Raw genomic sequence first — 23,503 nt, 5'->3', positions numbered from 1 at the left:
AAGTTACTTCTTAATATATATATCACTGGATTGGATTGTTTAAAATCTGTATTCAACTTGCCTTTTTTATGAATAGCTGTCTTCTTTTTTACTATAGGCTTCATAAGCAAAGTATCCAAATAAGAAACCGAACCCAGTTGCCCAATTGATTGCAGTTAGTAAGGAGATTGGGAAGAATATGTTTAAAAGTACAGCAATTGCAAGTCCACTCATCAATCCAAATGGTATTAAACTATCTAATAAAATTTGATCACTTTTTGATTTTTTCTTACCAAGGGTACCGTTTTCATACTTTTTCTTCATTCGGAGTATAACAAATACTACAATTCCTCCGACTATTACAAGAGGAAATAATGTATTAATCATGTCCAATGCTATATACATACTTTAAGCCCCCTTCTTGAGATGTCTAATTTATTCCAATTTTAGCACAATATTCACCAATTCTCTAATCATCCACATTTTACACGTTGGAAATTACTGTTTATAACATTGTCTACTCCTCTAAAATAAAGAGGATTTCTAGCCGATATATAGAATTACTGTATTAGGCTCATAATAGGAGCAGGAGAAACTAATAACCCCTTTGAACCAAGCTTCTTTAGTAAGCACTATATTATAATTAGAATAGAGGCAATAACATGTTAGAAATTAATAAGCCAACGAACCTAACAAAGCTTTCAACATTTCTTGAAACACTTAATAATCAATCCATATACCATATCGGCTATTGTGGACTAGACGCGGAGGAAATAAAATATACAATACTACACGAGTTTTCTGATTTGGATTTAGAGCATTCCTTTGCTGTAGCCTCTGAGCTAGACACGATTAAAGGTGCTCTTGGCTTTGACATAGATGAGGAAGAGAGAACCATTGAGGTATGGGGACCATTTGTTTTAGAGTCAGAGCAATATAAGGAAACAGCAGATGCCATGTGGAAACACCTGGTTTCAAAGCTGCCTTTTGAAATTAAAACCTTCGAATTCTTTGTCGGTAAGGAAAACTTTCGTACAAGAGAATATATTCGTGAAACTTGCGGAGTGGAAACCGGTCAGCATTTGATCCTAACAGCTAAAAAAGGAAGCTTTTTTGCAGAAAGTACAGAGGTTGTTGAATACGACCATTCTTTTAAAGAATCATTTGAAGCCCTTCACACTGTTACGTTTCCAGAGACCTACTATAATAGTTCAGAAATTTTAAGTAGGTTGGACAAACATAATAGACTAATGGTGGTAGGAGACGGAAATAAAAAAATAAAAGGTTATGTTTATGTAGAGGCAGAGCCTAGTTTTAACGATGGGACAATAGAGTATATAGCAGTTTCTATTGAATATCAGAAACAAGGAGTAGGGACCCAGCTTCTGCAAGCTGCCTTACAATACTTATTTTCCTACGAAAGTATTACGGAAATTACTTTAAGCGTTAGTTCTGGTAACGACGAAGCGTTAGGTCTTTATAAGTCATGTGGTTTTGATTTAAAAAGTGAGCTAGTCGCCTATAGGAAGTGATCTTGGGACTTAATAAAGTAAATAAATTTAACTTCCTAATTATGAACATATATTAAAGGGGAATAACAAATGGAATTATACCATTATGTAGGACACCAGCAAGATAGTAATGAATACATCAATCCAGAGCAAGCAATGAAACAAGGGTTAAATATTTCTACAAAAACAGGTTCCTATACAAACGGAGGCCGATTGTTTTCTAAAGTAACAGAAAAATATAGACCACTACGTGCACCGACATGGATTGATTTTGGTCAAGCAATAGGAGCAGAATTTACGGAACCCTCCAAGCCTTATTTCAAGTTTCCTATTTTCACAAACAAAATCCTCATTTTTAATAGAGAAATCTCTAGTGATTTGTTTGCTTACATAGAGGACGATTATATGAAAGAAGAAACAGGGGGAGGTTATTTTACTAAGGGGCTCCCTTCTAAGGAAACCTTAGTAAAACAATACTGGGAAAGCATGATCAGTATCGAGGATTATTTAGCAAATAGGCCATATGAAAATGCAGAAATCCTAATTTTTATGACGGTTTCACCGGAAATACTTGAGTTTATTGAATAGGTAACTTACATATTTATTCAATATGAAAGAAATAAATCTTTGCAGAGGCACTAGCTTTGGTTAGTGCCTTTGCTATTTAAACTAATTTTAGGAAGGGTGCTAATTATGGAGTTTCACAAAATACATTTTCTCCAAAACTACTCGTCGTTCCAACTAATAGAGGAAGGATATTCAGAGGACGAGAAATGGTGTGTAGATCAAAAATATTTACTCCGTTTATCCAGTAATACAGATCTTCAACAATTAAAAAATCAAGCTGAGCTCACAAATAAAGTACATAAATTAGATCACCATATCCCATATGTCTATGAGGTTGGGGTTTTAAAGGATAGAAGTTACGTAATTTTAGATTACATAAAAGGCGAAAATGGAGAAACGAAACTTCCTACTCTATCAAAAAAGGTTCAATATCAAGTAGGTATACAGGTTGGAGAAACACTCCGTAAAATGCATAGTATCACAGCTCCACCTAATACTCCTTGTTGGGAGGAAGTATGGACAAAGCGTATTATAAAATTGACACCACAATTTCTACCTATAGTAGAGGCAAATCCTGATTATAAATGCATACTTCCTTTTATAGACAGTCAAATTCACCTATTAAAAGGAAGACCAAGCTGTATTCAGCATTATGACTTTCATACTGGTAATATTTTAATTGATGATGACAAGTTTAGTGGTTTAATCGATATGCAAAAAATTAGATATGCCGATCCAGTCAATGAATTTTATAAGCTTGAATATTTTAATGTACAGGTTAGTAAATTTTACTCAAAGGGAGTATTAGATGGATATCATAAGCAAGGGGAAATACCTTCTAGCTTTTGGGAGTTACATCGGTTTTATGCTGCAGTTCATCTAATTTCAGCTGAGGTATGGGGACATCAAGTTGCAATCAAACAAAAAGAAAAGTTCCAAGCATTTACCCGATTTACGTTAGACCAATTTAATAATTTCCAGCTTTTAATACCTAAATGGTATACCGATCAATAACTAAAGTGTATAAGAAGACTGCTCCTGTCATTTAAATATCGAGAGGGAATTTTGCTAGTGCCTGACCATATAGTAAGCAACTATTCTTCTAGTAAATATAAAAATGTCTAGTATTTTTTTATATACTCATCTACAATTGGCACTAGGTACTAATTGTAGATGACAAGGTGGTTAATATGTATAAGTTTGTATTAGGTATAGCTAAAATTATTGTAAGATCTTTTGGTAAAGTAGAGGTATTGCACCAGGATCGTTTGCCAAAAGAAGAGGGGTATATTGTCACATGCACTCATAGAGGGTGGCTGGAAATAGTTATATTAGGAATTGCAGTTCCAGTACCAATTCATTTTATGGCAAAAAAAGAGCTATTCAATAATAGAATCATCGGTTTTCTGTTACGTAAAATCAATGCGTTTCCAGTAGATCGTGACAATCCTTCACCGAGTACTATTAAAATTCCAGTTAAATTATTAAAAAGCAAGGAAGTAGTAGGTATTTTCCCAAGTGGAACACGCAATTCTGAAGGAGCTCCATTAAAAAGAGGGGCAGTGACAATTGCAAACCTATCTAAAACTCCAATTATTCCAGCTTATTATGAGGGACCTCGTACTTTAAAGGAATTAAAGCAAATGAAAAAAGCTACCATCATATTTGGGGAACCCATTTTTATACAAGTAAAAAACAAAGATGAATTTGCCTTATATACCGAGCTGTTAAATGACCAGACACAATTATTGGCAGAAAAATTCCAAAAAACTAAACATCCATAAATAATCAGACCTAAGGCTTAGTAAACAAAAGCCTTAGGTCTATTTTAGATCATTCCTACATTTACTATAATTTAGGAAAGGTCTAAAAAGGTGGTGAGTTCGTGAAAAACATTAAAAAGAAGTTAATTATTTGTACAATTTTTTCCGCAATTTTATTCAGTATCCTCTTAGTTGTGACTTCTTTATCTCCAATGGCTGATATTGGTGAAAACTCAAATAAGTTTGGAACAACGGGCATGTGGCTAGGTTTAGCATTCTTATTAGTTTGCTATCTAGTGCCCTTACTTTTATATTCCGTCGGTATTTCTTTTATGAAATATATTATGGCTGTTGCATGTGCATTAGGTGCAATTAGCATATTCTTTTTAATCATTGCATTTGTGATTATTGGTGCGATCTATTCGATTGGAATACAGCTATTTATAGCAATAGGAATTAGTATCTTATTGCTGATCGTAAACAGCCGTTGGATGTACCTTGCTTTTATTTCAAAGCCTATTACGCAGAGCGATTAAGCTTAAATGATATTTGTTTCAAAATACAGCCCCTTTGACATAGAAGGGATGGAGGGAAAGTATATGAATTTAAAAAGGATAGTCTACGTTTGTATAACCATTTTATTGGTTGGAATTGTTATTAATATTGCCTTTAATGTAAGAGGATTTTATCAAGTAGACGCCGCTAAGGTAACAACCATAACTGAGCAGTTTGATCATGTGGAAGTCACTTCTGACAATGCATCTATTAGTGTATTACCTTCGTCTAGTTCGGATGCGTCAGTTGAATATACATCCAAACAAAACAGAAAAAATCTTTCGGTAAAAGTGAAGGACAATACTCTATTAGTAGAGCTAAAGCAAAAGTGGTGGAATAATTTTCGATTTGTAATAAACACGAGCAGTAATAAGCTAATCATTTATTTACCTGAAAAAGAATATGAAGAAATAATGGTGTCTACATCAAATGGCAGTGTTGAAGGAAATGAGATTAAGGCAAATCAACTTATTTTTGAATCTGATAACGGTTCAGTAGAATTAGAAGACATTATTGGCAAAGATGTCTATGCCGAAACGAATAACGGTAAAGTTTTCATGAAAAATGTCGAAGGAAAAATCGAGGCAGATTCAGACAATGGATCGATTACTTTAGAAACGAAAACCTTGGATCAGTATATCAGCCTAAGCACTGACAATGGTAGCATTGAAGTGAACTCTGATCAGGAGCCTACAAACGCAACCATTACAGCAAGCAATGATTTCGGTGGTATTAATATTTACGGATCCTCTGATAAAACCATCACATATGGTAAAGGCAAGTATCAAATTGAGCTGGATACGGATTTAGGCAGTATATCTGTTAAATAAATTTTTAAGGAAGATATAATAAGAGTTAGAATGGACTTTTATAGTTCATTCTTTTTTTAATGGGGAATGTTTTGATCAAACCTGCTAGAGTATAAAAACCTTGCACAGAAGTAAATAAATCTTGTGGAGACAAAAGAGAATCTTGCAGAGATGGGTAACAACCTTGCAGAGATGAACTCAAACATTGCGGAAATGAACCAGAACCTTGCAAAGTACAAACTAGAAACTCTTCACATCAAATAATTCCTTGCAAATCAATAGTTGTATGTACTTACCAGAAAGGGTCATAATATTTGATTATATCCAACGTATTGTTAGTTGAGCTTTAGCTTTTAAACTTCCTCTATTTTCACCTTGATAATAGACTTCTTCAATCAATGATTATTCATCTATACGAACTGCCATCTTCCTGCTTACTGTTTGCATTCCAAGACTTTTGTAAAAGGAAATGGCTCCATTATTGAATTCCCACACGTTCAGTTCCAATGAAGTAGATCCATGGCTTTTTGCCCAGTCCATGCATGCATGGAATATTTTTTTGCCGATACCCTTTCTGTTATGCTTGCTTGCCACTCCAAAGTCATTGATATATGCAAATTTTCTTGGGGTTAGTGAGTCGAACAGAGGAGCTTCTTTAACCTCTAATACCGCAAACCCAACTACCTCATTAGCAAGCCTCGCTATTAATATTTCACTGGATGGATTTGTTAACAACGAATGGAAGTATTCATGCGGCATTACTTGGTCGACCTGTCTAAAAATATTTGGTAAGGCAAGGGAATGTTCGTCATGCCCTTCTTTAACTAATAAATTAATCGAATTAAAATCATCTAAAGTTGCACATTCTATTAATATTTCCATTCTATGTCTCCTACTTATACTATATATTTTAATTTATTTTACTAGAGTGCTATGTTTTTGCAACTCTAAAATTCAAATTTTCTTACTTTATAAAATAAACAAGGAATATAATAGAGAAAACTAGTTTTTCAAGTATAGGTCAAATAACAATAAAGGATGAAGGCAAAATGAAGTATCCAGCAGCATTTGTAGATAAAATAACAGGAGCTTTCCAAGAAGAAGGAAAGCAATGGCTCAATCAATTACATCTAATAATAGAAGAATATAAAGAAAAATGGGAGTTGTCGATAGAGGAACCAGTAGACAATTTGTCTTATAACTATGTATTAAACGTAACGCAGCAAGATGGAACACAGGCAATTCTCAAAATAGGAGTTCTTAACTGGGATTTTTCTAATGAAATTAACACGCTTATTACATATAACGGAACAGGATGTGTAAAATTAATTCGATTTGATCACAAGGACGGGATTATGTTACTCGAAAAACTATCCCCAGGCAATATGCTTTCTGATTTGCCAGAGGAAGAGGCAATCGAAACATATGTTGAGGTATGGAGCAAACTACCAAGAATAGTAAATCCGACATACTCAATGACAGAAATCATTACATGGTTCTCAGGTTTTGATCGTTTTTTGAGGAGTGAGTATGCAGACAAGTATCCTTTGAAGAAATTTGTATTAGAAGCCAAATCTTTTGTTAGCGACTTTATAAACAACAAAGATGAGATATTTCTTTTGCATGGAGATTTGCATCATGAAAACATCCTATTTTCCGACTCACATGGTTGGACAGCTATAGATCCAAAAGGAGTGATAGGTCATCTATATTTTGACTTTACTTCCTTTATGGTCAATCATCTTCCGAAAAATCAGGATGTGAAACAAGTATTACACAACAGAATAAATAAAATTTCTGCTTTATTACATTTAGATAAACAAAAACTAATTAAAGCTAGTTTTATAATGGGAACTTTGAGTGCTTGCTGGGCAATCGAAGACAAAGATCCGAGCTGGGAGATATCTTACATAAGCACTCAACATTTTCGTAGCTTCCTAGTTGAGTAAGTTATTTAGCTTGGTTATGTTAAAAGCTCGGGTTGATTTTTAGGGAAGTGGTTTTATTTGGGAAATGTTACACTTAAACTAACGTACGCAGGCTAGTTGAACAAGGAATTTTTGGTAGGATGTCGAATAGTTAATAAAAAGGGGAGGTAGCATACATTGAAGAAAATTTCTATGTACGTTTTTATTATCTTTTTAATGTTGATGTTAGCCTCTTGTCAAAACAATAGTGGTTTTACATTCAAAGGCGAAGGTGTAAATTGGAATGGCGAACTAATTACTAAATATGATTTTTTGGGAAAAGAGATTCAGAGTATAAAGATTACCTATAAAGGGGAAACACCTGAACTACTAAGTGTACTTAATTTACTTGTAGAAAGTTCTGACTTCTTAACTTGGGGTAAAGGCGAGATAGAATTAGATAAAAAAGGTATCTATTATGGTGAAGATGTTTTTGAATTGGAAACTAAAACTCCCTCTTCGTCTCAGATAATATTAACAATAGATGGTGAAGAGTCTGAAAGTATAACGTTAATTTCAAATTCATAAAACACTATTAAATTTTTCAGCTAACGAGGTACTTTACTTCAAGAAGGGGTGCGAAATGAAAAAAACACTATTACTTTTAATATTTCTGTTATTATCAGTAGTTTTAATCGCGTGTAACAATGATAACCAGGAGTCTCAAAAGAAGGAAGAGCCAAGTCAAGTATCCAAAGAGAGTACTAAAAAAATACAGACTGAAAAAAATACTGTTGAAAATGAAGAAAATTTCCTTCCAGCTTTTAAGGCTCTTGTCACCCCTGAAATTACCCATTTGTCTGCTGAGGGGAACGTGAAATATCTGTTTGATTCCTCGTATGGAGAAGTATGTTGGAATAATTGTGATGAATTAATTCATTACAATTACCCTAATATCCATAGCGGAGACGTTGAAGCTGGTAATCGACTTCAAATTGATTGGAGTTCGTTAAAACCACAACCAACAGAAATTCATTTAATACACGTTGTTAATAGAGATGAATATGACTCAAAAGAAGTGAGTAGAAAACAAAAGACTCCTGAAAATACACCTTTAACAATTACAGTTGATGAAGAAATGATTGGAAATCAATATGCTTTCGAATTCATATGGAAAAATGGAGAAGTGGTTGAGGGAAGAAGTATAATGAATTTTAAACTTGAGTAGTGGATTTATCAAAAAGGTCTTCTTACACTAAGGTACTTTAGTAAAATATAATATTAAAGTAAAATGAGCCAGGAGAAAACATCCTAGCTTATTTTTTATTTAACTTCTATTCATAAAGAAGTTTCTTATCAGCTACGGATGCTTGAGAAAGGATTACACAAATGGATCTTGAGCCGAAGAAAATTAACTTCCTTAGAAAGCATATAAATGTCATAGTTCTCTATTTATTTAGCATAAAAATTCATAAATGGATTTTGAAATCCACTTTTTGGAATATAATCGTTTACAAGGTTCTTATAAAGGGAAGCGTCTAATAAATATAGAAAAGGGGTGTACTAATGAAAGCTGCAACACAATATAACGGCCTAGTGTTACTAAATGGATATCTTCAAAGGCTTTATGTATTTGAAAAAACAAAAGGCTTACTTAATAATGGTTCATTTAATGTAGAAAAAATAGATACGATCACCCAACAATTAAAAAAAGTACTAGATATAGCAGAGGTTTTTAATAGTAAAAAAAGTTTAGATGAGCCTAACAAGAATAATTTGTTAGAAATCGCCGAAATAACAGAAAAATTATCTGAAGAATACAAAAACGAAATGATAAAAAGCAAGGTGTTTAAGGAAGAGCTTGCAGTGACTGCATCAGCAATTTATGCCGAGGAGCATATAAATAATGGAATAATACAAATGGGAGAGCTATTTAACCCAGAGGTTAAAGATCGCTTTATGCAGCATATACTTTATTACAGAAATCGGGTAGCTGTTGTGAATTCTGTTGTCCAAAAAGAAACGGAGGGAACAGAGCAACTATTAGAAGATACCTTTCAAATCAAAACATGGTTTATTCAAACATTACAAAACGCTGAATACATTTCGAAGGATTTTGAATCTATAAAAGAGTATCTTAGGAGCAAATAATAGAGTGGATTTTGAGAGATATGTTAGAGGTAACTATACGGAAATAATATTCTAAAACGCTCTCAGAGGCAATCTCAAGCGCCCGAAATAATAACATAAATTCCACTTTAAGTTATTTTAAAAAAAGAATTTTAATAAGGTTCCCAAATTCATATTTGGGAACCTTATTTTGTGATAAAATGGATGTTATGAGGTGAGCGAAATGCAACAAGAAATTCCGAGATTATTAAAGGACTTTTTAGTATATTTGACAACTATTAAAGGGAAATCTCCTCGAACTAGAAAAGAGTACGAATATGATATTAGTCTGTTCTTACGTTTTATAAAATCTATGGACGAGGACATTCCAGCAAACAAAATAGAAGAAGTAAATATAAAAGATATTCAGATAGATCGAATAAGAGAAGTCACATTAGAGGATCTTTATATGTTTATTGAATTTTGTGAGGTACAGAGAAATAATAGTGCAGCAACTAGAGCGAGAAAGGTTGCAACACTAAAATCTTTTTTCAAATATTTAAAGGGGAAACGAAAATTATTGGAGGATAATCCTGCAGATGAGCTGGAAAGCCCTAAAATCGGGAAAAAGTCTCCTATTTACATGAACCAAGTAGAGGCAGAACAATTTATAGCAGGTATAAAGCGTAACAATCATTACTATAGAAACTACTGCATGATTATGCTGTTTTTGAACTTAGGACTTCGTGTCTCTGAGCTATGTAGCTTAGATCTTAATTCGATACATGATCGAACCCTTCGAATCGTCGGTAAAGGAAACAAGGAGCGCACGGTATACTTAAATAACGCCTGTATTAATTCTATTCAAATGTATTTTGAGAAGGAAAGACCAACTATACAAGGGGCAAAAGACAATAATGCTTTATTTTTATCTCAAAAAGGAACACGTCTAACAAGACAAACCGTTGCTAAAATAGTGAAAAAGATCAACGTAGACTCTGGACTTAAAAATGATAAAATTACTCCACATAAGCTACGGCATTCAGCTGCAACTATTATGTACAAGCATGGAGCAGACATAAGAAGTCTACAGCATATTTTAGGTCATACGAGCGTTTCCACTACTCAAATCTATACGCATGTGGAAGACAAAGAAATACAACAAGTTTTAGAGAGCAATCCATTCAATCAAATCAATTAGTTACATATAACTTTATTATGTAAACTAGACATAGCCTAAAAGACAAACACTGGATTCTGTTAACTTCTTATCCTTTAGATCGTAATGGAGTAGTGTAATGCATTAGAATCAACACAGAAAAAGTCGAGTCCGATTACATAAGGATTCGATTTTTCCTGTTTTTCTTATAGCTGATAGTCTTGGATTAGATTAAAGCGAAGATCCTTATTTTTCTTCTACTACATTTAAAAGGCATCGGTCTTGTGGACAATATAAGAGAAAGGATTACAAGTGCTTGTTCAACAAAAGTGGTACAAAATAATGGTTGTTTTCATTTTATTTACTTATAATATTATTATGTAAACTAATTGTTCATCCTTTTTTACCGATAACTTAAGTCATTTTTTCATGGACGAATATACTACAACAGGAATATGAAAAGATGAGGGGAAGCAATGAAAATAAGGGACATATATAATCGTTTACTAAAGGGTGAGAAGTTCAAAGACGTCAGTGAAATAAAGCTAAACCAATTACCCGTGAAGCATCCAGCAGACTTGGTTGGACCATCGCCAATTATGCAGGAAATGGCTGAAAAGCACTCGAAGCATTTCAAAGAAAAAAATAGAAAGTACCCACTTTAAAATAGTGGGTACTAACTGTTGTTTTGAAAATAAGTTATTCTCTTCACTAATGGCTCTGTTTTTTTTACGTGGATTGGTTTAACTAGGTCTCCCGTAATCGCTACCGTCTTAACATGTTTGGTGCTTTTTTTGGATGCATTGAATCCACTTAGCTTTTTTGCTGCCCGACTCCTCACATCTTCCGTGCAAATAGGAACCTTTTCACTTAGCATACTCAACACTCCTTAAGAAATAAAATATTTATTGGTTTTCCATTTGTTCCGAGTTAGTTAAAGCTACCATGTACTCGATGTTTTCAATATTTTTTGCAATAGTTTTATGAAGCAGCTCAAAGAGATATTTGTCAATAATATCAAATGAATAGGTAAAGCTTTCAATCACGGTTATAAATTCTAGGTCGTCATACGTGAAATGATAAACTAAATAATTTTTCTTCCATATATTTAACTCATCTGTCTTATTAAACACGACAGCCTCGCCGGTTTCCTTCGATTCCTCTATTAAATCAATCAGCTTTTCTGGGGTATCTCTTGTATAGACCTGAAAAGAGAACGCTCCATGAATCGGATAATTTTTGTATCCTACTTGTGTTTCCTCTAAAAAGTACTCCAAGACCTCTTTGAAATCGATTGCCGATCTGAACAAAAATTCTAATGTCCTACCTGAGGCATCGTCTCCTGTAAAATATGCCATGAGCTTTGCCTTTGTTCCACTAATTTCCACAGTTTCAATAGCCGCCTGCTCAATATTATCCACTTCAAATTCTAAATTCATAAACTTAAACCTTTTCAATCTCTTAAAGGCAACTGGAATCAATAGAAAAAGCAAAAACCATATAAAAAGCAAAAAGATGCCTCTAAATATGACCTGATGAAAATTAGATTGTACAAAGGGTTGTATAATAATCGAAAAAGCAGTGTCTTGGATCACTTGCTCGGCTTCTATTTCTTTAATCTCGGCATTTTGAAGGAAAAATGCTTTAGGACTCTCTTGCCATGTAGAAATGCCAATAAGCAGGGAGGAGGTAGCCATCCAGGCGACAATGATTAGAATTCCAATTGTATAAATGTAAGGGATGATCATATTTATCCATTGAAAAAGAGTACGTCTTTCTTGGAATGGGAATCTCATCTTTGGACTAAGCCTCCAGACATACTTAACGTTTTTATATTTGTCTATCATTTGATTTTATGTGACAGAGCCCAAATTATGACCTTTTCTATTAAACATATATAAGCTGTTTACAAAATTAATACTACAAACCAATAAGAGAAATAGATCAAAAACATAGGAGACATTTTCATGTGTGGTTAATCCGAAACGTTATTGACGGAGAGTCCTAATTGGAGAGTGGGATATTTTAAATGACTTCTTGTGTTAAAAAAAGACTTCTATAGGAAGGGTATATAACTAGCTGTAATACTACTTGGATTGAATAATTAACTAAAAATCTTCCCATACTTCATCACAAAGGGGGAGTCGTATTGCAACAGAAAACAGAAATACACAAAGAAATCCAACGACTTAATAAACAATTCCTCCACTCATCTGATTTCATATCAAAAGAAATCCCCTTGGGACCAAATGAGCTGGTTATTCTTTGTTTTTATTCTTCCCTTGTGAAAAAAAGTGAAATAGATCGCCTACTTTACTTACTAAGAGCATCAAGAAAAACGGTCTCAGGCTCTGGGTCATATACAGCACAAAACAAATCCAACCTGACTGAAAACATTCAGTCTGATCAGATAGAAAATAACGCTCAGTTAGAGCTAAGCGAACAGTTGCCTTTAACGACACCAATACTAGACGATTCAGTAACCATTACAACGGAGCCATATAATAATCAAAAACTAATCGAATATGTTTGCAATGGTGAATCAATTGTAATACTGCTAGATACAAATGAAATGATTAGACTTAATAGCCCTAACTTTGTATACCGAACACCAGATGAACCCGCCAATGAAGAAGTTTTACGAGGATCACACGAAGGATTTGTAGAGAATTATGATTCAAATGTTTCTCTAATTAGAAAACGTATAAAAAATAATAAGCTTATTGTTAAAAAGATTGTAATTGGAAAAGAGACTAATACTCTTGTTTATTATTTTTATATGGAAGATGTAGTGGATCAGGAGGCACTGAAAACGGTAGAGGAACGTTTAAACGCAATTGATATTGATATGTTTTATAGTGGGGGGCAGCTTAGCGATTATTTAGATGATCAAGTTTGGTCCCCGTTCCCTCAACTTTTAAATACAGAGCGACCAGACCGAGTCGTTGCTAATATACTAGAAGGCAAAATAGCAATCATGACAGATATTACACCAACCGCTCTCATAGGTCCCGTGACATTTTTTTCATTTTACCAATCTCCTGACGATTTTAACTCACGTGTATTAGTTGGAACGTTCTATCGGGTAATGCGGATATTAAGCTTTTTAACAGCTATTTTTTTGCCAGCATTCTATATTGCAATTGTCAGTTTTCATTTTGAAGTGTTACCACTTGAATTGGCAAATAAAGTAAAGTCAGATATTAATCAGATCCCATATCGACCACTTATTGAAGCACTAATCATGGAAATTACTATTGAATTAATTCGAGAGGCGAGTGTTCGTCTACCAAAATCGATTGGACAGACCATTGGTATTGTTGGGGGACTAGTCATAGGTGAATCGATTGTGAGTGCAGGTTTAGTATCTAACTTAATGGTAATTGTCGTTGCATTTACAGCCATTTCAAGTTTTGTAGCACCATCTGTGGAGCTTAACACTTCTATTCGGGTACTACGGTTTCCGTTTATGATCTTGGCTTCGTTGTTCGGCTTTTTTGGTATTATGATTGGGACCTTTATATTAGTTGTACATTTACTGAATTTAAGTTCATTAAAAAGGCCATATTTTTCACCGATTATTCCATTTGAACCAAAAGAGCTGCATAAGATTTTCTTCCGGGAGCCCTATTATAAAGCGAAAAAACAGGTAACAAGCTTTTCGCCGCAAAAGGATGAAGAGTCGTGAAGATTAAATTAACGAAAGTACAACTATTCCTTTTAATGTTCGTTATGCAGACCGGTTTAGTGTATACCTCTTTTCAAAATGTTTTAATTGAGCAAGGCAAACGTGACTCCACGATTCAATTCATCATAGTAGCCATTTTGTTCTTTTTACTTTTGTTGTTTTTTGAGCGAATGCATAAGTTTTTCTTTTTGAATCGTTTTACGAAAATACTCTACCTTACGTACTGGTCTTTGTACCTTGTTGTATTCATCGTTTATATTACCTATGTGTTAACGACGTGGGTATTTCCAAATACTCCTGATATTGTACTAATAGCCGTGTTTTTATCTGTATGTTTTTATGCGAGTGTTAGCAGACCTGAAACAGCCGTCAATATCGGGGTTGTATTACTGCCGATGCTTTTCTTATTTCTCATTTTTATGTTTCTAGCTATTCCAAATTTACATATCACAAATTTGCTACCGTTGTTTCACGAGGATAAGGATACTTGGATGATGGGGTTAATTTATTCGACGTATGCCTTTGGTGGGGCAGAAATGTTTGTGATGCTACGGAAATATATAATAGAGAACAAAAAGATTAAAAGTAAAGTATTGGCCACATACGCTATCATTTTGACAGGCTTTTATTTTATGTCCATTTTATTTACACTGATGTACTTTTCACTTGAAGAAATTCTTTTAATTCCTGAACCGCTTATATATATACTTCATTCATTAGAGGTTACATTTGTTAAGCGTCTCGATTTATTTTTTATTTATATTTGGTTATCTTGGTCGTTAGTAGCAATAGTGAATTACGTACTTGTAATGCGACTCGTTTATTTTGAAAACAAACGTAAAGCTCCTGTCCTCCAGCAACTCATTTTTTTACTAGTATTGGCGTGATTTCTAGCGTTCTTACCCGCTTTGCTGTACTTGACATTTTTAAAAATTACTTAGTTTATGTAAATATTACATTTTCATTTTTATTACCTACTATTATCATCGTAGTAAATAAAATAAGGAGGCGATCTTTATCCAAATTCGAATCTTCATCTTAGTGTTAGTACCGCTAATACTGGTAGGTTGTTGGGATGAGCGGCTTTATAAAAACTCATCAGTAGTCTCACTAACTGGCTTTGAAGGGAAAATGGGCGATGTTAAGGGGTATTATGCATATCCGGAAGCAACAACGGAGGAAATGAAGACAATTGTAATTACTGGAGAAGGAGTGTCACCACGAGCTGTTCGACAAAGTGCTGAGATAAAAGTAGAGCAAACATTGGATTTATCTGTACTGTCAACCATCCTTATTTCTGAAGATACTGCCAAAAATGATATTTATGAGTATTTAGATATTTATTTTCGAGATGCGGCCAATCCGATTACTTCAAAAGTAGCCATTATCCAAGGTGAGTTGAAGCCTTTTTTTGAACTGAATGAACAAAAGCAAAGTACATCTGGAGAATTTTACGATCGTTTTATTACTAGTTTGGAAGAAAACTCCATGGTCATTCCCTATACTTTGCAAACAGCAGGGTCGATTCTTTTTGAAAAGGCGCAAGATTTAGCACTTCCATATATCAAAATGGATAAGGAAGATAGACCGATAGCAGACGGTGTAGCGTTATTTTCAGGTCGTTCGTTTTCCGGCGAAACCTTAAATCCAGAGCAAGGAGTTCTATTAAATATTTTAAATGAGACACTTGGACATTCCACACGGATTACTTATCTATATGAAGGGAGTCCGGTGTCAATCCGTATCAATAAATCAAAAAGAAATATCACTGTTTTAGAAACTGAAATTGAAATCGAACAAAAAATTGAAGTTGTCGTAACAGAATTTCCGCAAGATCATTTAAAAGATAAACAAATTCGAAGTAAGCTTCAACAATTTCTTACGGAGAACATAGAGAAAGATATGAATGAAGTAATGGAAAAATTACAAAAAGCAAAAAGTGATGCAATTGGACTTGGCCGAATTGTCCGAGCATATCATCCTAGTTTGTACAATGAAGATTGGAACGAACATTTTTCAACATTAAATATACCCGTAAAAGTCAATGTTGAATTAGTGAAAACTGGAATATTATACTAAAAAAATTCTAAAAATCAAATTACCCTACAAGTAGGCTCTTAAAAAGGCATACTTGTAGGGTACTTTAGATCAAAAAATTATAAGTTGAAAGCGGAAAAAATATTAATAACTTTACTTTACCCTATCCATACTTTCCCTAGGCGTTGCTATTTTTAATTTAGCTTGTCATGAATATCTAGGAGCTTTAATAATAGCGTAACCGTTACATCCAAGAGTTAACGTACTACCATCGATATGCGCTGTATCGTTATATATTAACTCATGCTCACTCGCTTCACCAAACTCCACTGATTGCTCCAATCGTTCTGGATTAAATAACACAGTGATAGAATATTTTTCATTGAATTTTTCATAACCGAAAATCCCATTTTCAGTAGTGGGAAGTATAAATCTGACGGAGCCTTCGTTGGCAAGCAGCTTTTCTTGTTTTCTCAAATCAATCAGTGTCTTAATATGATTTTTTAAATCCTGATTATGGTTAGATTCATCCCAATCCATACATTTTCTACAACCAGGGTCCTGACCACCAGTTAAGCCAATCTCATCTCCGTAGTATATACATGGCGTACCCATGAAAGTTAGTAGAAGGGTAAATATTTGCTTCACTTTACTTATATTGTCGTCACATTCTGTTAATAATCTAGCAGTGTCATGGCTACCAACTAAATTAAATGTATAGTCAAAAACATTTTTAGGATAGTTATAGTAGACCCTTGTGATATTTTCTACAAACTGTGTAGAATTAATGCTTTCATTTACTAAAAGATTAAATAGATTTGTTTTGAACGGATAGTTCATTACTGCATCGAACTGATCTCCACGAAGCCACGGCATGGAGTCATGCCAAATTTCACCTAGAATATATACGTCAGGCTTAATTGCTTTAACAGTTTCCCTAAACTCACGCCAGAATTTATGGTCCACTTCATTTGCCACATCTAATCTCCAACCATCAATGTCATATTCCTCTATCCAATATGCACCTACATCCAATAAATACTTTTTAACTTCCGGATTGGCAGTATTTAGCTTCGGCATAGACTCTACAAAACCAAATGCCTCATAGTTCGGTCTTTCACCACCACGAACAGGATAACTATGGATATGAAACCAATCCTTATAACGTGAACTTTCCCCATTAACTAAGACATCTTGGAACGGGGGAAAGTAGTAGCCACTATGATTAAAAACAGCGTCTAACATCACTTTAATGCCACGCTCATGACACTCTTTTACAAGTCGCTTCAAGGATTCTTTGTCACCAAACTGTGGGTCTATTTCCAAATAATCAATTGTATCGTATTTATGGTTGGAGCTTGCCTTGAACACAGGAGTGAAGTAAATACCGTTTACACCTAAATCACTCAAATAGTCTAAATGCTGAATGACGCCTGCGAAATCCCCACCAAAGAAATTGTTTATAGCGGGGGGCTCGCTACCCCAGGCCTTAGCCGTTGGAGGATCTATAGAAGGATCACCGTTAGCAAAGCGTTCTGGGAAAATTTGATACCAAATGGTGTCCTTTACCCAGGCTGGTGCGTCAAAAAGGTCAGTATTGTGCAAATAAGGAAAACAAAAATAGTAGTCCGAATCTTTAGGGGGAGTAGAGTAAAACCCTTTTTCTGTATAAATTACTTCTTCATTACTAGAAATTAACTTAAAGCCATATCGGATTCTATTTGTTTCTGAGAAAATCTTAATCTCCCAATAATCATGTACGCCGTCTGTTCCAGCTAAGTACATCCTTTCCATATCATGCATCCATTCACCATCTGCCCAAATGTATGGGTCTCCATGAATCAGTAAAACTTTTTGAAGGTCATTTGCTTTCGTTTTTAATCGTATGTGTAACGTTTTGTTATCGAGTAAATAAGCTAGGTTATCTACCGGTCTATGAAATACAGCGGACTTTTCCATATGATTGCTCCTTTTTAGAAGTGAGAACAGCACACTTCATATTATGAAATAAAATATTTTTTATAAATATTAAAAAAAGTATTGTGCAAACTTACTTTAAATGTATAATAAAACCATAAGTTGTGCAATCGCTTTCATAACATTTTATTGAAACATTATGATTCTATTTATCTTAATATACTAGAAATAACTAGAATAAGTAGATTAGCATGTTCATATTCTAATTTTATGTGAGCGTTTTCATTTATATATTTGTGCAAACGGTTGTACAACTTTAGGAAAAAGAGATAAACAATTGGGAGGGTTAAAAGAAATGAAAAAAACACTATCATTCTTATCGATTCTAGTTTTATTGATGGCTATGTTAGCAGCATGCGGACCAGATCGAGAAACAAGCACAGGGTCATCTAACACAGGTGATAAAGAAAGTGAAGGCAACACGGAAGAACCAGCAAAGCCTGAAAAACTTGTTGTATGGGAAGATACAGATAAATCTGTAGCCTTAAAACCTGCAATTGAGTCTTTTGAAAAGGAATATGGGATTAAAGTAGAATTTAAAGAATTAGGAATGGCAGATAAGATGCGCGACCAGCTACGTATGGATGGTCCATCAGGAACTGGTGCTGACGTTGTTACTTTGCCGCATGACCAAATTGGTCAAGTAGTTACAGAAGGGCTTCTTCAAGAAATTGAAGTAAGTGACGAAGTACTTTCTACATTTAGTGAGTCTTCTGTAAATGCACAAAAATATGATGGAAAACTTTACGGGCTTCCAAAAGCAACGGAAACACCTGTATTTATTTATAACAAGGCTCTTATGACAGAAGCACCAGAAACAATGGATGATGTTTATGAGTTTTCTAAAGGCTTTACAGATGGTAAAAAGTTTGGCTTCATTGCAACTTGGGATGACTTCTATTTTGCACATGGTGTAATTGCTGGTATGGGCGGATACGTTTTCAAAGAAAATGATGGCGCTCTTGATAGAGACGACATTGGTTTAAACAACGAAGGAGCAGTTGAAGGAGCTTCTTATATCCAAAAATGGTATTCAGAAGGTCTTTTCCCTAAAGGGATTATTGGGGAAAGCGGTGGTTCTACAAGAGATGGACTATTTAACGAAGGTAAAATTGCTTCCGTTATGAATGGTCCTTGGTCTTTCCAAAGCATGAAGGATGCTGGAATTGACATCGGTATTTCTGCAATGCCTAAGCTTCCTAATGGTGAACCTATGAAAACGTTCATGGGAGTTAAAGGGTGGCATGTAACAGCATTCACTGAACATAAATACTGGTCTACAAAATTAGTAGAGTGGTTAACAAATGAAGAAAACGCGAAAATTCGTTTTGAAACAACACAAGAAATACCACCAGTTAAAACACTAATCGAAGATCCGATTATTGCGGACAACGAAGGGGCAAAAGCAGTAGCACTTCAATCTCAATATGCAGTACCAATGCCAAACATTCCAGAAATGGCAGAGGTTTGGGGTCCTGCAGCATCAGCGCTACAAACTATTGCAACAGGAAAAGCTGAGCCTAAAGCAGCAATGGACGATGCAGTTAAAAACATCAAAACAAATATCGAAACAAATCACCCTAACTGATGATTTAAATTGCAAAGGCATGTTTCCTATCATGGGAACATGGCTTTGCTTATATATAATATAATTTTGAAAAGAAATTCTCCTTTCAAAGGAAAGAGGGAGGCCGCATTAGCGATGGACAGTATTGTCACAAACAAACATAGAAAAACCGCTGGGCTTTTATCGATTATTCCAGGTATTGGCCAGTTTTATAATAAACAGTATGTTAAAGGAATCATTTTCTTAGTTTTAACTGTAGCTTTTTTTGGAAGTTTCTATCAAACCCTTAACTGGGGCTTTTGGGGACTAATTACGCTTGGAGAAATTCCAGGTTTAGATCATTCCGTGTTCCTTTTAGTTGATGGAGTTATTGCCTTACTCGTAGCAGCAATCGGTTTAGGTATATATGCTTTTAATATTTATGATGCGTATAACAATGGGAAAAAAAGAGATGAAGGCTTTGAGTTAAATAGCGTAAGAGAGCAGTACCATAACTTATTAGATAATGGTTTTCCATATTTAATGATTTCCCCTGGATTTTTACTGTTAATCTTTGTAGTTATTTTCCCAATCTTTTTCGTTATCCTTCTTTCATTTACAAACTATGACCTATACCATACGCCACCTGCAAAGCTAGTGGACTGGGTTGGTATACAAAACTATATAGACATTTTTAAATTAGAATTATGGCGCTCTACATTCTTCAGTGTGCTAGGATGGACGATAGTTTGGACTTTTGGAGCAACAACACTCCAGGTCGCAGTTGGTATATTCCTTGCAGTTGTCATTAATCAAAAAGATTTAAAAGGGAAAGCAGTCTTCCGTACAATTTTAATACTTCCTTGGGCAGTTCCAGCATTTATATCTATCTTAATATTTTCTGGTATGTTCAATGAATCTTTCGGGGTTATTAACGATGGAATATTAAGCTTTCTTGGTATAGACCCTGTCCCGTGGATGACTTCTGAAATGTGGACCCGTATTGCATTAATAGGAATACAATCCTGGCTTGGATTCCCATTTGTTTTTGCAATGACTACGGGTGTTCTTCAATCGATTCCTGATGAACTATATGAGGCAGCTAACGTAGATGGAGCGTCCATTTGGCAAAAGTTCCGTAGTATTACTTTGCCGATGGTACTATATGCAACTGCTCCTATCATAATCACGCAATATACATTCAACTTTAACAACTTCAATGTTATTTTCTTATTCAACGGTGGTGGCCCTGCATTACCTGGTCAAAATGCCGGAGGAACAGATATTTTAATCTCTTGGATTTACAAGCTAACGATGACTTCTGCTCAATATGGTAAAGCTGCAGCAATCACGATGCTTTTATCATTAGTTGTAGTAGCCGTTGCTTTATGGCAGTTCAAACGTACAAATTCATTCAAAGAGGAGGATATGATGTGATATGAATACGAAAACAGAGAAAATTATTAGACTGACGCTTTCGTACTTTATTCTCTTAGTAGCTGCTCTAGTCGTTATCTATCCGCTTCTTTGGGTAATTGGGTCATCACTAAATCCAGGTCAGAGTCTTTCGGGGTCTACTATGTTTCCCGAAAACCCGACTTTTAAGCATTACCTAGAGTTGTTTGATATGGATAACTCTAATTATGTTTTATGGTATATCAACTCCATGAAGATTAGCTTGATCACGATGGCTTTGTCGGTCATCAGTGTATCACTAACTGCATATGCCTTCTCACGTTATCGCTTTGTCGGACGCAAAAATGGCCTACTAACGTTTTTAGTGCTACAAATGATTCCTAACTTTGCGGCGCTAATTGCAATCTTTGTTTTAGCTCAAAGAACTGGTCTTTTAGACACTCATTTAGGATTAATTTTAATCTATACAGGCGGCCAAATACCGATGAATACGTGGCTAATGAAGGGGTATCTCGATACCATTCCAAAAGAGCTTGATGAATCTGCAAGGATGGACGGTGCTGGACACCTTCGAATTTTTTGGCAGATCATTATGCCGCTAGCAAAGCCAATTATTTCAGTAGTTGCTTTGTTTTCTTTTATCGCACCTTTCGGAGACTTTATACTGGCTCGCGTAATGCTTCGCTCAGAGGAAAAATTTACGATGGGCGTGGGGCTGTATGAGCTAGTGTCTAAGCAATTTGGGAATGAGTTCACCACTTTTGCAGCTGGCTCTGTATTAATCGCAATTCCGATAACTATTTTGTTCTTAGCGTTCCAAAAGTATTTTGTTTCCGGACTAACTGCTGGGGGAACAAAGGGATAATAATGTTCAAAGAAACTATCGGGGGTGTATGACTATAAAAAGGTGTAGACATTTACTTTTCATTCTTATACTTTTAGTTAGCTTCCAGCCACTTTCAGTCTTTGCCAGTGGAGAGCGTACGATGCAGGATGAGATTATATATATGATCATGGTCGATCGTTTTCATAATGGTGATCCGTCCAATGATAAGGATGCTAACCCTGATGACCCTTATGCTTATCATGGTGGCGATTTTAAAGGTATTACGGATAAGCTAGGTTATATAGAAGAAATGGGTTTCACAGCTATATGGCTGACCCCGATCTTTGAAAATATGCCAAAAGGGTACCATGGCTATTGGACAAAGGATTACTATAAAACAAATGAATATTTCGGCACAATGGATGAATTTAAGACCCTTGTAGATGAGGCACATAAGAGAGATATAAAAATTATCTTAGATTTTGTTGTCAATCATGTGGGACCAAATCATGAATGGCTAAGTGACCCTTCTAAGGAAGACTGGTTTCATCCCCAACAGCCCATAACTAATTGGAATGACCAGCAGGAAGTAGAAACCGGCTGGCTATATGATTTACCAGACTTAGACCAAAGCAATCCTGAGGTAGCTGCCTATTTAATAGAAGCAGCGAAATGGTGGATAGAAGAAACAGATATAGATGGTTTCCGTTTAGATACAGTCAAACATGTATCGAAGGATTACTGGAAAGAATTCGCTTCTGCTGTGAAGGCTGATAAGGAAGACTTATATTTGATAGGGGAAGTGTGGCACGACAATCCAAATGTCGTTGCCAGCTATGAGGAGACAGGAATAGATAGCTTTTTTGACTTTTCCCAAAATGGCAGTCTGCGCACTGCTTTCGAGAGATCAAATCAATCACTTGGCTGGCTGTTCTCAAACGCTGAAAGAAACGAGAAGGTTTTTGATCGGTCCCACTTGCTTGGACAGTTTGTCGATAACCACGACATGACAAGGTTTAGTCATCTGGTGATCAATCAAAAAGAAAATCCTTTGACTCAACTTAAGCAAAGCCTCACCTTTCTATATACCGCTCCTGGAGTGCCTATCATTTATTATGGTACCGAGATGGCGATGGATGGAGGAAATGATCCGGATAATCGTCGTATGTTGGATTTTAATACTGAAAACAATGTAGTTGACTACATATCTAAGCTTGGAACAATAAGAAAAGAGCATCCAGCTTTAACCAATGGTGAGATGGAGCTGCTATATGAAGAAGAAGGGACCGCAGTTTATTCTAGAAAATTAGATGGAGAAATGATCGTTGTTGCCATAAACAACACGTCGAGTGATCAAACCATTGTGCTTAAGGATAAGCTTGAAAATGGGAAACGGCTAGTTAGCCAGCTCACTGAAGCTATCGTTAAGTCGAATGGGAATGAATACTCAATTAAATTAGAGAGTGGTCAAGCAGAAATCTTCAAGTTAACGGAGAAGCCTGGACCTAACTGGTTATTTATAGTTCTTTCATCTGCAGTAATTGTGTCATTCTTCATTATTCTTATACTAGGAATTAGAGAAGTGAGTAAGCGATCTAGATTGTAAGGCCTGGAAGAAGCTTTAAAGAAAGTCTAAAAGTTATGGGATAGAAGT

Annotated in this window: 24 protein-coding genes; 19 read left to right on the top strand and 5 right to left on the bottom strand. The window is 35.1% G+C overall.

Features of this window, described 5'->3' with window-relative positions:
• Window positions 1-66: 66 nt before the first annotated feature.
• Window positions 67-372, bottom strand: coding sequence for a hypothetical protein (locus tag Q0371_RS01805; protein WP_298467653.1), 306 nt, complete (start codon window positions 370-372; stop codon window positions 67-69).
• A 269-nt stretch (window positions 373-641) separates the two neighbouring features.
• Between Q0371_RS01805 and Q0371_RS01800 the strand changes: the two genes are divergently transcribed.
• The 6 genes from Q0371_RS01800 (at window position 642) to Q0371_RS01775 (ending at window position 5,205) form a co-directional block, all read left to right on the top strand.
• On the top strand, window positions 642-1,511 hold the full coding sequence (locus Q0371_RS01800) for a GNAT family N-acetyltransferase (RefSeq protein ID WP_298467536.1): 870 nt from the start codon (window positions 642-644) through the stop codon (window positions 1,509-1,511).
• Between the two features lie 69 nt (window positions 1,512-1,580).
• Window positions 1,581-2,078 carry a hypothetical protein gene (locus Q0371_RS01795; RefSeq protein ID WP_298467532.1) on the top strand — a complete coding sequence of 166 codons (498 nt, stop codon included), beginning with the start codon at window positions 1,581-1,583 and terminating at the stop codon, window positions 2,076-2,078.
• A 105-nt stretch (window positions 2,079-2,183) separates the two neighbouring features.
• Entirely contained in the window at window positions 2,184-3,071 is an 888-nt protein-coding gene (locus Q0371_RS01790; RefSeq protein ID WP_298467529.1) for an aminoglycoside phosphotransferase family protein, read from the top strand.
• Window positions 3,072-3,247: 176 nt separating this feature from the next.
• Entirely contained in the window at window positions 3,248-3,841 is a 594-nt protein-coding gene (locus Q0371_RS01785) for a lysophospholipid acyltransferase family protein (protein ID WP_298467527.1), read from the top strand.
• A 101-nt stretch (window positions 3,842-3,942) separates the two neighbouring features.
• Complete coding sequence (locus Q0371_RS01780; RefSeq protein WP_298467524.1) at window positions 3,943-4,356, top strand: DUF5391 family protein; 414 nt, start codon at window positions 3,943-3,945, stop codon at window positions 4,354-4,356.
• Between the two features lie 63 nt (window positions 4,357-4,419).
• On the top strand, window positions 4,420-5,205 hold the full coding sequence (locus tag Q0371_RS01775; protein ID WP_298467521.1) for a DUF4097 family beta strand repeat-containing protein: 786 nt from the start codon (window positions 4,420-4,422) through the stop codon (window positions 5,203-5,205).
• Window positions 5,206-5,586: 381 nt separating this feature from the next.
• Here the strand turns inward: Q0371_RS01775 and Q0371_RS01770 are convergent, their stop codons facing one another.
• Window positions 5,587-6,066 (bottom strand): GNAT family N-acetyltransferase, encoded by a 480-nt coding sequence (locus Q0371_RS01770; protein ID WP_298467519.1) that lies wholly within the window; start codon window positions 6,064-6,066, stop codon window positions 5,587-5,589.
• A gap of 167 nt (window positions 6,067-6,233) precedes the next feature.
• Between Q0371_RS01770 and Q0371_RS01765 the strand changes: the two genes are divergently transcribed.
• The 6 genes from Q0371_RS01765 (at window position 6,234) to Q0371_RS01740 (ending at window position 11,024) form a co-directional block, all read left to right on the top strand.
• Window positions 6,234-7,133, top strand: coding sequence for an aminoglycoside phosphotransferase family protein (locus Q0371_RS01765; protein WP_298467516.1), 900 nt, complete (start codon window positions 6,234-6,236; stop codon window positions 7,131-7,133).
• A gap of 156 nt (window positions 7,134-7,289) precedes the next feature.
• Entirely contained in the window at window positions 7,290-7,679 is a 390-nt protein-coding gene (locus Q0371_RS01760) for a hypothetical protein (protein ID WP_298467513.1), read from the top strand.
• Between the two features lie 55 nt (window positions 7,680-7,734).
• Entirely contained in the window at window positions 7,735-8,319 is a 585-nt protein-coding gene (locus Q0371_RS01755) for a hypothetical protein (RefSeq protein ID WP_298467510.1), read from the top strand.
• A gap of 338 nt (window positions 8,320-8,657) precedes the next feature.
• A complete protein-coding gene (locus Q0371_RS01750) occupies window positions 8,658-9,242 on the top strand; it encodes a hypothetical protein (RefSeq protein ID WP_298467507.1) in 585 nt (194 codons plus the stop codon).
• A 202-nt stretch (window positions 9,243-9,444) separates the two neighbouring features.
• Complete coding sequence (locus tag Q0371_RS01745) at window positions 9,445-10,401, top strand: tyrosine recombinase XerC (RefSeq protein ID WP_298467504.1); 957 nt, start codon at window positions 9,445-9,447, stop codon at window positions 10,399-10,401.
• Between the two features lie 434 nt (window positions 10,402-10,835).
• Window positions 10,836-11,024 carry a hypothetical protein gene (locus Q0371_RS01740; protein ID WP_251553101.1) on the top strand — a complete coding sequence of 63 codons (189 nt, stop codon included), beginning with the start codon at window positions 10,836-10,838 and terminating at the stop codon, window positions 11,022-11,024.
• A gap of 11 nt (window positions 11,025-11,035) precedes the next feature.
• Here Q0371_RS01740 and Q0371_RS01735 read toward each other — a convergent pair whose 3' ends face one another.
• Window positions 11,036-11,236 carry a hypothetical protein gene (locus tag Q0371_RS01735; RefSeq protein ID WP_298467500.1) on the bottom strand — a complete coding sequence of 67 codons (201 nt, stop codon included), beginning with the start codon at window positions 11,234-11,236 and terminating at the stop codon, window positions 11,036-11,038.
• A 28-nt stretch (window positions 11,237-11,264) separates the two neighbouring features.
• On the bottom strand, window positions 11,265-12,155 hold the full coding sequence (locus Q0371_RS01730) for a hypothetical protein (RefSeq protein ID WP_298467497.1): 891 nt from the start codon (window positions 12,153-12,155) through the stop codon (window positions 11,265-11,267).
• A 353-nt stretch (window positions 12,156-12,508) separates the two neighbouring features.
• On the opposite strand from Q0371_RS01730, the gene Q0371_RS01725 reads away from it, so the two are divergent.
• The 3 genes from Q0371_RS01725 (at window position 12,509) to Q0371_RS01715 (ending at window position 16,126) form a co-directional block, all read left to right on the top strand.
• Window positions 12,509-14,047 carry a spore germination protein gene (locus tag Q0371_RS01725; RefSeq protein ID WP_298467495.1) on the top strand — a complete coding sequence of 513 codons (1,539 nt, stop codon included), beginning with the start codon at window positions 12,509-12,511 and terminating at the stop codon, window positions 14,045-14,047.
• The gene (locus tag Q0371_RS01720; RefSeq protein ID WP_298467493.1) at window positions 14,044-14,934 is read left to right on the top strand and encodes a GerAB/ArcD/ProY family transporter; all 891 of its coding nucleotides are present in this window, start codon (window positions 14,044-14,046) and stop codon (window positions 14,932-14,934) included. Before Q0371_RS01725 ends, Q0371_RS01720 begins: the two co-directional genes overlap by 4 nt.
• A gap of 154 nt (window positions 14,935-15,088) precedes the next feature.
• Complete coding sequence (locus tag Q0371_RS01715) at window positions 15,089-16,126, top strand: Ger(x)C family spore germination protein (RefSeq protein WP_298467492.1); 1,038 nt, start codon at window positions 15,089-15,091, stop codon at window positions 16,124-16,126.
• 165 nt (window positions 16,127-16,291) lie between these two features.
• Here Q0371_RS01715 and Q0371_RS01710 read toward each other — a convergent pair whose 3' ends face one another.
• Window positions 16,292-18,043, bottom strand: coding sequence for a glycoside hydrolase family 13 protein (locus Q0371_RS01710; RefSeq protein ID WP_298467490.1), 1,752 nt, complete (start codon window positions 18,041-18,043; stop codon window positions 16,292-16,294).
• A gap of 313 nt (window positions 18,044-18,356) precedes the next feature.
• Between Q0371_RS01710 and Q0371_RS01705 the strand changes: the two genes are divergently transcribed.
• From Q0371_RS01705 to Q0371_RS01690, 4 genes are all read left to right on the top strand, one after another.
• A complete protein-coding gene (locus tag Q0371_RS01705; RefSeq protein WP_298467487.1) occupies window positions 18,357-19,649 on the top strand; it encodes an extracellular solute-binding protein in 1,293 nt (430 codons plus the stop codon).
• 114 nt (window positions 19,650-19,763) lie between these two features.
• Entirely contained in the window at window positions 19,764-21,044 is a 1,281-nt protein-coding gene (locus Q0371_RS01700) for a sugar ABC transporter permease (RefSeq protein ID WP_298467484.1), read from the top strand.
• Window position 21,045: 1 nt separating this feature from the next.
• Window positions 21,046-21,888 (top strand): sugar ABC transporter permease, encoded by an 843-nt coding sequence (locus tag Q0371_RS01695; RefSeq protein WP_251553106.1) that lies wholly within the window; start codon window positions 21,046-21,048, stop codon window positions 21,886-21,888.
• A gap of 28 nt (window positions 21,889-21,916) precedes the next feature.
• Window positions 21,917-23,455 carry an alpha-amylase family glycosyl hydrolase gene (locus tag Q0371_RS01690; RefSeq protein WP_298467478.1) on the top strand — a complete coding sequence of 513 codons (1,539 nt, stop codon included), beginning with the start codon at window positions 21,917-21,919 and terminating at the stop codon, window positions 23,453-23,455.
• The last annotated feature ends 48 nt before the right edge of the window (window positions 23,456-23,503 follow it).

Source organism: uncultured Psychrobacillus sp. (genome assembly GCF_938022135.1).
Lineage (GTDB): Bacteria > Bacillota > Bacilli > Bacillales_A > Planococcaceae > Psychrobacillus.
Note: the sequence above shows the minus strand (reverse complement) of the source record. Positions and strands in the feature narration are given on the sequence as shown.